We start from the raw sequence: 13,923 nt of genomic DNA on the forward strand, positions 1-13,923 counted from the left end.
ACACAAAAACCAGCATCGCTCCAGATGGACCTGCGTCACTCCCGACCTTTCCGACTAGTGCTTTTGCTGATTGCGGCATTGATTGCCGTGATTGGCATTGTCCCCTGGTTCGTCCAGGCAGACTTCGCCCAGGCGGCCCTGGCAGCACAAATGTCGCATGATACCCAGCGTGCACTTTCTGTGCAGGGGCGGACGCGTCTTGTGATTTTGCCACGCCCGGCACTGCTGCTGGACAAGGTCACCCTGAGTGAACCACGCCACCCGGACCAGATTTTTGCCCAGGCCGACCACGTGCGGGTTGAACTCTCGATGTGGCCACTTGTGCGTTCGCGCTCCGTCGTCGTACACCGGCTTGATCTGGATCATCCACAAGTCCGTATCGAGCGTCAGCCGGATGGCACCTACAACTTTGATGATCTGCTGCAAAAGCGCGATACCGGCGCCGGTATCCATTTCGATATCGATCGGGTGGCCTTTAACGATGGCGATCTGGTCTATCGTGACAACGGTCTTAATGAGTACTTCCGCCTTGCCCGCTTGCAATGGCACATGGATAAGCTGGGTGATCCGAAAAACGGCGAATTATCCCTTGAAGGTGACTTGCAGATCGGGCCTTCGCAAGCCATGCAATGGCGTGGTCGCATCAAGGGCACCGCTGCCATGCGTTACCACGCGCAAGAGCGGCGCCTGCTGGTGGCGGACCTCAAGCTGAATCTGATGCAACAGGGCGAAAGCGCACCGGCATTACGGATCTCTGATGCTGAAGTCAGCGTCGCTGGTAACCTGGTCTACGGTTGGCAGCCGCTGCGGCTCAATGGCGGGGATCTGCACGTGTCGGCTTCCGGCAAGCGTGCAGACCAGCACTGGACAGGCGAGCTTGATCTGCCGGAGATCGGGGTCGCACGCAATGTATTGTCGCTGGACAAGCTCAAGCTTCAAGTCGACATGAAAAGCCCTGGCAATCATCTTTTAGCCAGCATGAAGGTACCGCGACTAGCTGGCCTGCAAGGTGGTTTGTTACGTGCAGACAATGCAAGCATTGATGTGGCCGTCGACAGCCCTGGCCAGAAATTCACCGCCCAGTTTGTCAGCCCGCTGGAAATGCAGGGTGGCGCGCGGTTCTCTCTTCCCGCCTACAAACTGACTGGTAGCTATAGCAACGCCGCCCTGCCGCGCGGCGAGATCGGGCTGCAACTGACCGGCACCAGCACACTGGATTTGCGTTCTGAATTTTTGCATCTGGCCAGTCATGGGCAGCTGGACCACGAGCCGGTGTCGATGAGCCTGGGTGTGAACGATTTTGTACAGCCGGAATATCAATTCGATTTCAATATCAGCCGGCTTGACCTGACCCCGTACCTGCCCGTGGTCAGCGAAGGCGCACGCCAGGTTGATCAAAGCAAGGACATTGATTTCACCTGGCTGCAGCATGCCCGTGCACAAGGTCAGGTACGGATTGGCGAACTGGTCGTCAAGAACCTGCATGTCGATGACATCGCCATGAACTTCAGTGCCCGTGATCGCAAGCTGACAATGGACCCGCTGCAAGCCACGCTGTACGAAGGCCACCTTTCGGGCAACATGCAGATCGATACGACGGGTGATATCCCGCTGTTCCATGCCCGCCAGCGCCTGAGCGACACCAATATCAATACCTTGCTGGTTGATGTGCTGGACACCAGCCGCTTTGAAGGGCGTGGTCAGGTTGACCTGGATATTTCCGCCAAGGGTACTTCACTGGAAGACTTGCGTCGCACCACGAACGGTAGCGCCCATTTGCAGCTGAAAGAAGGGGCCATCCGCGGCATTGATGTGGAAGCACTGCTTCGCAATACCAGCAAGCAACTGGCGCTCCTGGGTACCGAAGTCACCCAACCGTCAGACAGCGATGCGCGTACCCGTTTCACGCAATTGCAGGCCAGCCTGCAGATCAAAGACGGTGTAGCACGCAATAACGATCTGGCCGTTGGCACGGGTGTGGTCAAACTGACTGGTAGCGGCGCCATTAACCTGGGTCAGGGGTATATCGACTATCAAATGCAGGCCTCCACCAGTTCGCGTCTACCAGAACTGGCCAGCCTGGCGGGGCTGACGCTGCCCATTACGTTGTCCGGTCCGCTGGCCTCACCGGACTATCATGTCGACTATGCCAGCGTGAAAGAGCAATTTATTGCCCGCCAGAAGGCGGCCGCAGAAAAAGCCGCCGCAGCCAGGGCCGCAGCCGCGAAAGCGGCTCAGAAGCAGAAAGGCAAGCCCGCCGCCACCGCGCCCACGCCCACGCCACTCAAAAAGAAATAATCCGTGACTGATTCGTTTGCCGAACGCCTGCTTGCCTGGCATGCCAGCCATGGTCGCCATGATCTCCCCTGGCAAGTCAGCGATCCCTATCGTGTGTGGCTATCGGAAATCATGCTGCAGCAAACGCAAGTCACCACGGTCATTCCGTATTACGCACGTTTTCTGGCGCGCTGCCCCACCGTGGCTGACCTGGCCGCGGCACCGCACGATGACGTCATGGCATTGTGGGCCGGCCTGGGTTATTACACTCGCGCCCGCAACTTGCACGCGGCCGCAAAAAAAGTGATGTCAGACTTTGGAGGGGTATTCCCGCAACCCCCCGAAGACATCGTTACCCTGCCCGGCGTGGGGCGCTCCACTGCTGCGGCGATTGCCGCATTCAGTTTCAACACGCGTTCTGCCATTCTGGATGGCAATGTCAAACGCGTACTGGCACGTTGGGCGGGCATCGACGGCAATATCGCCAGCAAAGCCATCGAAACCCGCATGTGGGATCTGGCGCAATCGCTCTTGCCGGCCAGCCAGGAGATGCCTGCCTACACACAGGCCATCATGGATCTTGGTGCCACGGTCTGTACGCCCAAAAAATCCGCCTGTCTCACTTGCCCCATGCAAGAAGACTGCGTGGCACGCCGTGAAGGCCGACAGCTGGAACTACCCGCTCCCAAGCCCAAAAAGAAAATCCCGGAACGCCAGACCGTCATGCTGATGGTGCGGGACGGTGAACGCATTTTGCTGGAGCAACGCCCGCCCACCGGTATCTGGGGTGGCTTATGGGCTCTGCCGGAAACCCCGTCCACGCTTGAAGCCGAGGCCGACTTTGCCCGGCGCTACGGGATGAACATTGCGCTGGAACCCGTTTTGCCGGAGCTGGTTCACGTGTTCACCCACTTCAGATTGACCATCACGCCGCAGCCTGCGCACGTGGTCGGCGCCAATGCGCTCAAGTCAGATCAGACACGCTGGTTTACCCGCCATGAGGCCCTCGCCGCAGGCATTCCCACCCCGTTGCGCAAGCTCTTGTTGCTACCGTCTGTATAAGCAATTTCCAATTTGCTTAACAAAGCCGATAAACTTACAAGATAAGCTGACGAACCGTCGTGCTGGTGTCGCAAATAGCCGTTATGCTGCGCTCCAGACTGAACGGTCGAATGAATGGGCAGCGGTCTTCAAACAACCAAAAACCTCAATTGCAACAATGATGTAGAAATCCCTCAAGGATGGGATATGCGTGAACAAGCCTGGGATATCGTGATCGTTGGCAGTGGCCTGGCCGGGCTTTCCCGGGCCTGGGTTGCCCACCAGCGAGGCCTGAGCGTGGCGCTGCTGGAAAGCGGCGCCGGTGATCGCGCGCCGGCAGAAGCCGGCCTTATCCTGCAAAAGGGTCTGCCGCCGCAATTGCTGCCGCTAGGTCGTCCTGCACAAGAGCGCTGGCAACGGGTGCCTGGTGGTCAGGAAGAGGCTGCTGGCGTGTCGCTCTTGCAGCGTGATGAACTGGAAGCGCGCGTACTGCGTGATTGCCTGAGCGGTGCCGCAAGGCTGGCCAATAGCCCGCTTCCGGGTTTTCCGCCATGCAGCGATGCAGAACAGATCGACCTGGGCGCAGCGCTACGCACACTCAAATGCTGGCTGTCCCAGCGTATTGATTACTTCCCTGGCCGCACCATTCTGGCCGTGGAAAAAGGCTGCGTTTATACCTTGAATGGCATCATGCGGGCTGACCGTGTGGTGATCACGGCGGATGCCTGCACACACTGGTTGCCGCAGTCCTGGCCGGTCAATACCGAGGCTACCAGCACTACGCCGGTCGAGATCATCGACCTGGAGCGGACCATGGCATCCATCATGAACGCCGCCACACCGGGTCTTGCAGCCCAGCACTAGGCGAGTCTGGAACTGATTTCCCCGAATGCCCGGTTCTACCGGGCATTTTTGCGTGCGCTCCACCATGCCGATTATCACGCGAATCCGGTATGCTTGCGGGTTTGATTCGCACTTCATTACTTGAAAAGGACACGCGCCATGCCGGTTAACCTGCCTGCACTCGATCCGTCCAGCCTGCACCCTGTTGCCGGGGTAGAACTGGGTATTGCTTCTGCTGGTGTCAAAACACCGGGCCGCAAGGACGTATTGGTCATGCGACTGGCTGAAGGTAGCCGCGCCGCGGGCGTGTTTACGTTGAACAAGTTCTGTGCCGCCCCGGTGCGTCTGTGTCGCGAGCATCTGGCCGCCCGCGGTGATATCCGCGCGCTCGTGGTGAATACCGGCAACGCCAACGCCGGTACCGGCGTGAATGGCATGGAACGCGCCAAGGCCATCTGCGTGGCGCTGGCGGGCCAGATGAATATTGCACCGGAACAGGTCCTGCCGTTCTCCACTGGCGTCATTCTGGAACCGCTGCCACACGAAAAAATCATGGGTGCCCTGCCCGCTGCGCAAGCTGATCTGGCACCAGCCAACTGGGCACAAGCGGCACAAGCAATCATGACGACCGATGTCGCTCCCAAGGCGGCTAGCCGTCAGGTGCAAATTGGCGGCAAAACGGTCACCATTACCGGTATCAGCAAGGGCGCCGGCATGATTCATCCGAACATGGCGACCATGCTGGGCTATGTGGCGACTGATGCAGCCGTGTCGCAAGCACTACTGCAAAAACTGGTGTCGTTCACTGCGGATCGCTCATTCAACAGCATTACGGTCGATGGAGATACCTCAACCAACGACAGTTATATTCTGATCGCTACTGGCAAATCCGGTGTCCCTGAGATCACCGATGAAGCCAGCGCCGAGTTCGCCACACTGCGTGATGCTGTGCTTGATATCGCCCAGACGCTGGCCAAAGCCATCATCCGCGACGGCGAAGGCGCCACCAAGTTCATGACCATCGAAGTGGAAGGCGGTAGCAGTCGCGAGGAATGTAAAGCCGTCGGCTATGCCATTGGCCGTTCGCCTCTGATCAAGACAGCCTTCTTTGCCAGCGACCCCAACCTGGGCCGTATCCTCTGTGCGATTGGTTACTCAGCCGTGCCCGATCTGGATGTCGACAAACTGGAAGTCTGGCTGGGCGATGTCCTGGTCGCCAAAGACGGGGGCCGTGCAGCCAGCTACACTGAAGAGCAAGGCAAGCGCGTGATGAAAGAAGCGGAGATCACCATCACCGTAAAACTGGGCCGTGGCACAGAAAAGGCGACTGTCTGGACCTGCGATTTCTCGTATGACTACGTGAAGATCAACGCCGATTACCGCAGCTGATCCATCGTTTGACCGCCCCAAAAAAACGGCCCGGACTTGTCTGGGCCGTTTTTGTTATAAGCATGTGCATTCATCACTCGGCCCCTTGTTTGCATATTCATAAATATTATATTTAAAACAATTTAAATTTCCTTTAGTTATATTTATCCTGCCTGGAGACGTGCGGCCCGTCACTGGCCGCAACGGCCTTTGTCTGACCTCTCGCCACGGATAAATGATGACTACGCAACCCAATTTTCTGGTAATCCTTGCCGACGATCTCGGTTTTTCCGATATCGGCGCCTTCGGCAGTGAAATCTCGACGCCACATCTAGATGAACTGGCCTACGCGGGCCTGCGTTTCACCGACTTTCACACTGCCTCTGCATGCTCACCCACGCGCGCCATGCTGCTTTCGGGCACGGATCACCATCTGGCCGGGTTGGGCACCTTTGCCGAAATCCTCACTCCTGCCCACGCGGGCAAACCGGGTTATGAGGGTTACTTGAATGATCAGGTCGCAGCGCTGCCCGAAATCCTGCAAGACGCGGGTTATCACACCATCATGTCGGGCAAGTGGCACTTGGGTCTGACGCCAGAACGCAGCCCGCATGCGCGCGGGTTTGACCAGTCGTTTGCCCTGCTGCCCGGCGCGGCCAATCATTATGGATTTGAAGCGGATATCTCGCCGGACCAAACCCCGCGCTTGTTAAAGGGCACCCGAGGTTTATATGCAGAAGACGGCGAATATGTGAAAGCCCTGCCGGATGATTACTACTCAAGCGACTACTTCACTGATCGCTTGTTGGGTTATCTGGCCGATATCCCAGAAGGCAAACCGTTCTTTGCCTACCTGCCCTTCTCCGCACCGCACTGGCCGCTGCAAGCACCCGATGAACTGATCGCCAAATACGCGCATCGCTATCACAGCGGACCAGACGCGTTGCGACTTGAACGCCTGGCGCGTTTGAAAGACCTCGGCCTGATTGATGCCAACGTCGAAGCGCATCCAGTTATTGCGACCAATGCTGAGTGGGCTGCGCTGACCGATGACCAGAAAGCTTTCTCTGCCCGCACCATGGCCGTCTACGCCGCCATGGTCGAGCGCATGGACTGGAACATTGGCCGGGTCATTGAACAACTCAAAGCCAACGACCAGTTCGACAACACGGTCATCCTGTTTTTGTCCGACAACGGTGCAGAAGGTGCATTGCTGGAAGCGTTGCCAGCGTTTGGCCCGAATCTGCAACAGGTGATCGACACCCATTACGATAACAGTCTGGCCAATCTGGGCCGGGGCAACTCGTATATCTGGTACGGCCCACGCTGGGCGCAAGCAGGTACGGCACCAGCACGTTTGTACAAGGCATTCACGACTGAAGGCGGGATCCGCGTGCCAGCACTGTTGCACTACGGCAAACTGGCGCGCCAGAACACCATCAGCCACGATTTCGCCACAGTAATGGATATCGCCCCAACAGTGCTGGAACTGGCAGGCGTGCAGCATCCGGCTCCCCGCTTCCGGGATCGTGAGGTTTTGCCGGTCCGTGGACGCTCGCTGCTGCCGTGGCTGCAGGCACGCTCAGAGCACACGCATCCACAGGACCACGTGACCGGTTGGGAGTTGTTTGGCCGCAAGGCCATCCGCCAGGGAGACTGGAAAGCCGTGTTCATTCCTGAACCGGCCGGCCCCTCCCGCTGGCAACTGTATGACCTCTCACAAGACCCCGGCGAAATTCACGACCAGGCCGAAGCCCGGCCGGATATCCTCAGCGGCTTGCTGAACGCCTGGCAGCAATATGTGCGCGAAACCGGCGTCCTGGAGGATATCCCCGCGCCGTCACTGCTCTAGTCGTTTCATAAACCCAAAATGGCCGGCAGGGTTTCTTCCAGTTGCCGGTACAAAGCGGGAGACACTGGCGTCATGGGCAAGCGCAGTTCGTTACGCATCACGCCCATGATCTCCAGTGCAGCCTTGAGGGGTCCGGGGTTGGGCTCACTGAACAACAGCTTGATCAACGGCGACAACGCACTGGCCAGTTGTCGGGCTGCCGGCAAATTACCGGCAGCCACGTACGCCAGCATGCGCCGGTACAGGTCAGGACGGATGTGAGCCGCTGCGGCAATCCCGCCGTGCCCGCCCATGCACGCACTCACAAACAGTAGATGATCCTCGCCGCTCAGAACGCGTAAAGGCGTTTCTTCAATCAGCCCGGACAACTGCACCAGGTTGCCGCCCCCGCTTTCCTTGATCGCCACAAACTGCGGATTGGCCGCCAATGCCTTGATCGTGGCCAACTCCATGTTCACGCCGGTACGGTACGGAATGTTGTACAGCACGATGGGCAAACTGGTGGCCGCAGCCAGCGCCTCGTAGTGCAAGCGAATACCTTCTTGAGATGGCCGTACATATTGGGGAGGGCTGATCAACAAGCCACTGGCGCCGTGCGCTTCGATGCGCTCGATCCAGCGGCACATGCTGTGAGTGTCAGCGCCGCTCACACCCATGATCACCGGCACATTGCCAGCCAGTGCCCGGACCAGACGCAGTTGCGTCAACTGCTCGGACTCACTTTGCGTCGCAGCTTCGCCTGTGGTGCCACACACCACAAAACCATCAACGCCCTGGCGCAGCAGCATCAAGACCAGCTTTTCCAGCCCGGCGACATCCAGCGCGCCATCACGAAATGGCGTAACCAGTGGCACCCAGACACCGGTAAATGCGCGGCGCGGGTCGACACTTTGAGATTGCACTTCAAGCGCAGCTTGCGGGGAAGATGGAGCGATTACGGTAGATACAGTCATCATTGCCTCTCTGGTTTCAAACACGGTTTGCAAAGCGGTCCCTGGAGGCGGTCCCGGCGGTCTGCAAATCGGTGTTTCAGGCAAGTTGATGCTGGCAGTCCCGTCGGTACGCGCCCGACGGGACAGATGGCCCGTCAGCGGCGCATCTGTTTTTTGGATTTATTGGAGACGGCAGAAAACGCCACGTTCACACGTGCGACACCCTCAGCGTGATGCTGACTGGTCATGCAGGAGTGAGAACTGGAAACGGCGTTCACGACGACTTCCGAAAAAATTTATGACGCTCAAATGTAGCGGACGACGTGGACCGGTGTAAAGTACCCCTTCCGCAAGCCCCCGGATCGCCCTACACGGGCACCACACATCTGCGGCGTGTATCCACCGCCCGACTTGCGCCGGCAGCGCTCACCCGCTACTGCCTGCACACACGCTTTCTGCGGCAAGAACAACCTCTTGCGCAATTGATTCCATTTGAAATAATGGTTGGGGTCGAACCGCCAGATATGAGCGTGTACGCTTGTATCCAGCCGATTTTCCATTGTCCAACGTCAAGAGCACACACATGGCCCACCCACTGGACCCGCATTTCGAGAAACTCTCGCAACAGCTTGAAGCCCTGGTCAACCGCCTTGAAGCCGCTCTGCCCCCTGCCCCGCCGACCACGGATTGGTCTGCGGTGGCGTATCGCTGGCGCGTGCAGAATGGTCATCGCTATCTGCAAGCGGTCAAGCACGTGCACAAGGTCAGCCTGACTGACCTGCAAAATATTGATCTGCAAAAGCAGCGTCTGGTGGAAAACACCCGCCAGTTTGTGAACGGCAAACTGGCCAACAATGTATTGCTGACCGGCTCACGGGGTTGCGGCAAATCCTCCCTCGTGAAAGCAGCATGGAACGAGTTCCGTGACACCGGCTTGCGTCTGATTGAGGTCGATAAGGCACACCTGACTGATCTGCCCGATATCGTCGCGCTGATTGCTGACCGCCCGGAAAACTATCTGGTGTTTTGCGACGACTTGTCATTTGAAGAAGGCGACTATGGCTATCAAGCACTCAAAACTGCGCTGGATGGTTCCATCGCCGCACCCAGCGCCAATGTGCTGATCTACGCGACATCCAACCGCCGTCACCTGGTTCCGGAATACTTCAGCGAGAACGAACAAACCAAACACGTCGGCGATGAAATCCACTTTGCCGAAGCGATTGAAGAAAAGATCGCATTGTCTGAACGCTTTGGGTTGTGGTTGTCGTTCTACGGGTTTAGCCAGGAGGAGTACCTGACCGCAGTACAACACTGGCTGGCGCAATTTGGCCAGACCGCATGGAATGAATCCGTGGAGCGTGAAGCACTGAACTGGGCGCTAGGTCGTGGCGCGCGCAGCGGCCGGATTGCGTGGCAGTTTGCACGGGACTGGGCGGGTAGCCACTGATCGTGCATGACGCAATCGGCGGGTTATTCCGCCGGCTGTAACAGCGGTTCTACAAAACGCACGGTCTCACCCATCGAAGGTGTGAACAGTTTGTAGAACTGCTGCAAGGTGGCTTCAGACATGAGCCGCGGCGGCACATGGATCAAATGCCGCGCGGCTTCCTCCATAGACTCGGATGTCAACGGACGCACCTTGCCGGTAACAAAAAAAGCCGGCCGGCCACTCTGGCGCAAACCTTCCACCAGGTCTTGCAGCGATGTCGGGGCTGCGCCACGCAGCAAATACCAGCCGTCCTCTTGCACAATCAGTACCTGAATCGACAGCCCCCAGGCATGCTCCCCCACCACACGCTCCGGCGCGGCCGCCACAATGCTGCAGACCGTACCTGGCGCGCGGGCAAGCGTGTTGATCAGTCGCCAGCTTTGGGCGACGGTAACAGGCTGGATTTCGGTGATTTGCTGTGACACGATGAGCGCCGGTTGTGAACGGTTGAGCCATTACTTACTAGTGACTAAAGCAAAGATGATCTTAGATGTTTTCTTTCCGGTTGCCTACATAGACCTCGCCAACGGAGTCATCCAGTGACAGATCAAATACGTATTGTGGATGTCGCAGTTGGCATTCTTGTGAAGCCGGACGGTCAGTTTTTGTTGGGGAGCCGCCCGGCAGGCAAACCATTTGCCGGGTTCTGGGAGTTTCCCGGTGGCAAACTGGAAACGGGTGAAACCGCGCTGGACGCACTCTCACGTGAACTGCACGAAGAGATGGGTATTACGGTCACCGCCGCTCACCCATGGCTGACCCAGACCTTCACGTACCCACATGCCACAGTGAGGTTGCATTTCTTTCGCGTGACTGGCTGGCTCGGAGAGATCCAGCCCCGTGAGGGCCAACAATTTGCATGGCAAGCCAATCGCGCGCTGACCGTGTCTCCCATCCTGCCTGCCAATGGCCCGATCATGCGCGGCCTGCAACTACCCGCCACGCTGGCGCTTTCTGCCGTAGCGCAACTGGGTAAAGAGCATTGGCTGGCGCGTCTTGATGCCGCGCTCGCGCACGGGCTGAAATGGCTCATTTTGCGTGAGCCCTCACTCAATAAAGCTGAATATGCCGATCTGGCACAAACCGTGTTGGTGCGTGCCCGCTCGCACGGGGCGCACGTGTTACTGCATGATCGTATTGATCTGGCGCTGGCGTTGGGCGCCGATGGCGTACACCTGTCTGCGCGTGCCGCCGCGGCACAGCACCACCGCCCGCGCGGGCTGGATTGGGTAGGTGCATCAGTCCACAACCAGGTAGAACTGACACAAGCACAGCAGATCGGTGTCGACTACGCTCTGGCCGGACATATCAAAGACACCGCCAGCCACCCCGGCGCCGCGCCGATGGGTTGGACCGGTTTCAATACATTGACCCACGCAGGCTGGCCGTTTCCGATCTACGCCATCGGCGGATTGTCGGCTACCGATGTCGCTGAGTCACAAACCTACGGCGCACACGGCGTAGCCTTGCTGTCTGGAGCCTGGCAGTGAACTGGCGCGCGTGGGCCAGTGCTGCGTTCGCGCTGCTGGCAACGGGGTTTTATTTCGGCTGGAGCCAGGGCTGGCTCCAGCCGGGGCAACGCACCGGTACAGAAGAAGCCCTCAGCATACCCTGCGCTGATCTCGCCCAAAGCTGCCTTTTTCATAGTGATGGCCATGAATATCGCGTTCAGAGTGACCAGCCCATCAGCCCGTCACGCCCGTTCACACTGACTCTGGACGGCGCCCCGATCGCTGCAGCCACAGCCAGCTGGAAAATGGCAGGCATGGACATGGGCCCCAATCGTTTTCACTTTACGCCCAATGCCAAAGGTCAATGGCAAACCCGCTCGGCCCTGCCTTTTTGCACGCAGTCACGCGACGATTGGTTGCTGACAATAAACGTCAACAAAAACAAGGTGATATTGGCCGTCCGGCTCCGCTGAATGCGTAGTTTTACCCCTGACCGATGCCACCCGCATAAGGCATAATCAGGGGATGAAAAACAGACTTCTTGCTTTGGTTCTGACCTGCCTCCTGGCAAGTGGCTGGCCTGCGCAAGCCGCTTCGGTTTACCAGTGGCGTGATGACAACGGCAACCTGCATTACAGTGATCGCCCCATTTTCCCGCAAGCCACCCTGCGCGCCATCAAAGCCAATGTCACCGACGGGCGTAGCGCCAGCGCAGCCGCGGCTGCCAAGTCCGGCATTCGTTTGTACGTTGTCGATAACTGCCCACCTTGCAACGCCGCGCGTGAACTGCTGGATGGCAACAAAGTGCCCTACGAGCTGCACTCCATCTCAGGCTCCCAGCAGGAAGTCCTCAGTTTCTACAAGCTGACGGGCGACACCAATAGCCCCCTGCCAGTTCTGGCTGTGGGGGGCGATGTCTATAAAGGCTGGGATCTGTCACTCTGGCAAGCCGTTCTGGACAAGGCCGGTTATCATGTAGCGCCACCCGCGCACTAAGCGGTTGCGCCAGATGGCGCACCCGCCCCGATTTCAACCGATGCGCCGCCTTTTGCGGCGTTTTGTTTTTCCGGACCTACACCATGCAATTTGTCACCTGGAATGTGAACAGTCTGAAAATCCGCCTGCCCCAGGTACTGGAATGGCTGGCCGCCAACCCTGGCATTACCGCGTTGGGCATTCAGGAAACCAAACTGGAAGATGCCGCGTTTCCACAGGCCGAGATTGAAGCCGCTGGTTTTCACGTGGCATTTGCCGGCCAGAAGACCTACAACGGCGTGGCGATCATTGCACGCGCGCCAATTACCGATGTCAGTATCAATATCCCGGGGTTTGCTGATGAGCAAAAGCGTGTGATCGCCGCCACCGTCAATGGTATCCGGTTCGTCTGCGCGTACATCCCCAATGGTCAGAGCCTGGATTCAGACAAGTACGTCTACAAGCTGTCCTGGCTCAAGGCTTTTACCGACTGGTTGCAAGGTGAGCTGGCAATCCACCCCGCGCTGATCCTGGCCGGCGATTACAACATCGCCCCGGAAGATCGTGATGTGCATGATCCGGCCAAATGGGAAGGTGAAGTGCTGGTATCCGGCCCGGAACGCTCTGCCTTCCGCCAATTGCTGGCATTGGGTTTGACCGACTCGTTCCGCCTGTTTGACCAGCCGGAAAAATCCTTCAGCTGGTGGGATTACCGTATGTATGGGTTCAAGCGTAATGCCGGTCTGCGCATTGACCATCTTCTGGTATCGCAAGCCCTCAAGCCGTTGGTGACCGCATGCGTCATCGACAAGGAACCGCGTCGCGCGGAACGGCCATCCGATCACACACCGGTCATTGTGACGCTGGCTGACTAATCATCCTCCCCGGCACTTCAGCGTCAATAATGACAATGGCACAGCACGCAAGATAAGCGACAGCGGCGCAGTGTTGGTGCACAATGAGCGCGTTCCAACAAAACCCGCCTGAATTCATATGGATAAAGCAAAACTCCTGTCCGGCAGCAGCCTGTTTTGCGAGCTGACGCCCGACGAACTGGAAGGCCTGGCGCAGCATGCGGAATTGCGTACCGTGCGCGCCAAGCAAGCCGTGATTTCCCAAGGCACAGCCGGGGACGAAATGTATGCCGTCCTGCACGGCCGCCTGAAAGTGGTCCGCAGCACGGATGACGGCCGTGAGGCTACTTTGAGTCTGCTTGAAGCAGGCGAAGTGTTTGGCGAACTGGCCATGCTCGACGGTGGTCTGCGCTCAGCCGGCGTCGAATCGCTGGAGCCATGTGAGTTGCTGGTCCTGCGTCGCGAATCGGTCATGGAATATCTGGAGTCGCACCCCAAGGTGATGCGCCAGTTGATCGCCGCCCTGTGCCAGCGTCTACGCTCCGCCGATGATCTGCTGCAAGACACCCTGTTCCTGAATCTCCCGCAACGTCTGGGCAAGATGCTGCGCCAGTTGGGCGAGCAGCATGGTGATCAGACTGATCGCGGTGTGCTGATTGATCTGAAACTGACGCAGCAAGAGATCGCCAATCTGGTGGGCTCCAGCCGCGAATCGGTCAACAAGCAACTAAACGTGTGGGTTGATGATGGCCTGGTGGATTTGTCTGGCGGTTATCTGCGCCTGCTCAAACCGGACGAACTGCCACACTGAGCTCGCGCAGTTTGACCAATAAAAAAC

Annotated in this window: 13 protein-coding genes; 11 read left to right on the plus strand and 2 right to left on the minus strand. The window is 58.2% G+C overall.

Translation table 11 applies throughout. From position 1 onward, the window contains the following. Positions 1-24 precede the first annotated feature (24 nt). From IEX44_RS19150 to IEX44_RS19170, 5 genes are all read left to right on the plus strand, one after another. On the plus strand, positions 25-2,298 hold the full coding sequence (locus IEX44_RS19150) for an AsmA family protein (RefSeq protein ID WP_188697998.1): 2,274 nt from the start codon (positions 25-27) through the stop codon (positions 2,296-2,298). 3 nt (positions 2,299-2,301) lie between these two features. Next, on the plus strand, positions 2,302-3,339 hold the full coding sequence (gene mutY / locus IEX44_RS19155; RefSeq protein ID WP_188698001.1) for an A/G-specific adenine glycosylase: 1,038 nt from the start codon (positions 2,302-2,304) through the stop codon (positions 3,337-3,339). Positions 3,340-3,525: 186 nt separating this feature from the next. Beyond that, positions 3,526-4,182 carry an FAD-dependent oxidoreductase gene (locus IEX44_RS19160; protein WP_188698004.1) on the plus strand — a complete coding sequence of 219 codons (657 nt, stop codon included), beginning with the start codon at positions 3,526-3,528 and terminating at the stop codon, positions 4,180-4,182. Positions 4,183-4,320: 138 nt separating this feature from the next. Beyond that, complete coding sequence (gene argJ / locus IEX44_RS19165) at positions 4,321-5,550, plus strand: bifunctional glutamate N-acetyltransferase/amino-acid acetyltransferase ArgJ (RefSeq protein ID WP_188698008.1); 1,230 nt, start codon at positions 4,321-4,323, stop codon at positions 5,548-5,550. 217 nt (positions 5,551-5,767) lie between these two features. Then, positions 5,768-7,381 carry an arylsulfatase gene (locus IEX44_RS19170; protein ID WP_188698009.1) on the plus strand — a complete coding sequence of 538 codons (1,614 nt, stop codon included), beginning with the start codon at positions 5,768-5,770 and terminating at the stop codon, positions 7,379-7,381. Between the two features lie 5 nt (positions 7,382-7,386). Here IEX44_RS19170 and dapA read toward each other — a convergent pair whose 3' ends face one another. Continuing rightward, positions 7,387-8,334, minus strand: coding sequence for a 4-hydroxy-tetrahydrodipicolinate synthase (dapA, locus tag IEX44_RS19175; protein WP_188698214.1), 948 nt, complete (start codon positions 8,332-8,334; stop codon positions 7,387-7,389). Positions 8,335-8,896: 562 nt separating this feature from the next. On the opposite strand from dapA, the gene IEX44_RS19180 reads away from it, so the two are divergent. Further along, the gene (locus tag IEX44_RS19180) at positions 8,897-9,763 is read left to right on the plus strand and encodes an ATP-binding protein (protein ID WP_188698012.1); all 867 of its coding nucleotides are present in this window, start codon (positions 8,897-8,899) and stop codon (positions 9,761-9,763) included. A gap of 23 nt (positions 9,764-9,786) precedes the next feature. Here IEX44_RS19180 and IEX44_RS19185 read toward each other — a convergent pair whose 3' ends face one another. Beyond that, positions 9,787-10,230, minus strand: a complete 444-nt coding sequence (locus IEX44_RS19185; protein ID WP_188698015.1) for a hypothetical protein — start codon at positions 10,228-10,230, stop codon at positions 9,787-9,789. Between the two features lie 114 nt (positions 10,231-10,344). Between IEX44_RS19185 and IEX44_RS19190 the strand changes: the two genes are divergently transcribed. The 5 genes from IEX44_RS19190 to IEX44_RS19210 all read left to right on the plus strand — a co-directional run bounded on the left by IEX44_RS19190 (position 10,345) and on the right by IEX44_RS19210 (position 13,896). Further along, positions 10,345-11,295 carry a Nudix family hydrolase gene (locus IEX44_RS19190; protein ID WP_188698018.1) on the plus strand — a complete coding sequence of 317 codons (951 nt, stop codon included), beginning with the start codon at positions 10,345-10,347 and terminating at the stop codon, positions 11,293-11,295. After that, positions 11,292-11,729 carry a hypothetical protein gene (locus IEX44_RS19195; protein WP_188698020.1) on the plus strand — a complete coding sequence of 146 codons (438 nt, stop codon included), beginning with the start codon at positions 11,292-11,294 and terminating at the stop codon, positions 11,727-11,729. Before IEX44_RS19190 ends, IEX44_RS19195 begins: the two co-directional genes overlap by 4 nt. 52 nt (positions 11,730-11,781) lie before the next feature. Next, positions 11,782-12,252: a glutaredoxin family protein gene (locus tag IEX44_RS19200; protein WP_188698023.1), complete on the plus strand. Its 471-nt coding sequence runs from the start codon at positions 11,782-11,784 to the stop codon at positions 12,250-12,252. Positions 12,253-12,335: 83 nt separating this feature from the next. After that, complete coding sequence (gene xth / locus IEX44_RS19205) at positions 12,336-13,106, plus strand: exodeoxyribonuclease III (protein ID WP_188698026.1); 771 nt, start codon at positions 12,336-12,338, stop codon at positions 13,104-13,106. A 118-nt stretch (positions 13,107-13,224) separates the two neighbouring features. Then, positions 13,225-13,896 carry a Crp/Fnr family transcriptional regulator gene (locus IEX44_RS19210; protein ID WP_188698028.1) on the plus strand — a complete coding sequence of 224 codons (672 nt, stop codon included), beginning with the start codon at positions 13,225-13,227 and terminating at the stop codon, positions 13,894-13,896. Positions 13,897-13,923: the final 27 nt, after the last annotated feature.

The sequence above is a fragment of the Silvimonas amylolytica genome, from assembly GCF_014645555.1.
In the GTDB taxonomy this organism is placed as follows: domain Bacteria; phylum Pseudomonadota; class Gammaproteobacteria; order Burkholderiales; family Chitinibacteraceae; genus Silvimonas; species Silvimonas amylolytica.

What these genes read in the sequence shown, in the direction of transcription:
- IEX44_RS19150 (WP_188697998.1), top strand. Translation starts at nt 25, where the DNA reads ATGGACCTGCGTCACTCCCGACCTTTCCGACTAGTGCTTTTGCTGATT.
- IEX44_RS19160 (WP_188698004.1), top strand. Translation starts at nt 3,526, where the DNA reads ATGCGTGAACAAGCCTGGGATATCGTGATCGTTGGCAGTGGCCTGGCC.
- argJ (WP_188698008.1), top strand. Translation starts at nt 4,321, where the DNA reads ATGCCGGTTAACCTGCCTGCACTCGATCCGTCCAGCCTGCACCCTGTT.
- IEX44_RS19170 (WP_188698009.1), top strand. Translation starts at nt 5,768, where the DNA reads ATGACTACGCAACCCAATTTTCTGGTAATCCTTGCCGACGATCTCGGT.
- dapA (WP_188698214.1), bottom strand. Translation starts at nt 8,334, where the DNA reads ATGACTGTATCTACCGTAATCGCTCCATCTTCCCCGCAAGCTGCGCTT.
- IEX44_RS19180 (WP_188698012.1), top strand. Translation starts at nt 8,897, where the DNA reads ATGGCCCACCCACTGGACCCGCATTTCGAGAAACTCTCGCAACAGCTT.
- IEX44_RS19200 (WP_188698023.1), top strand. Translation starts at nt 11,782, where the DNA reads ATGAAAAACAGACTTCTTGCTTTGGTTCTGACCTGCCTCCTGGCAAGT.
- xth (WP_188698026.1), top strand. Translation starts at nt 12,336, where the DNA reads ATGCAATTTGTCACCTGGAATGTGAACAGTCTGAAAATCCGCCTGCCC.
- IEX44_RS19210 (WP_188698028.1), top strand. Translation starts at nt 13,225, where the DNA reads ATGGATAAAGCAAAACTCCTGTCCGGCAGCAGCCTGTTTTGCGAGCTG.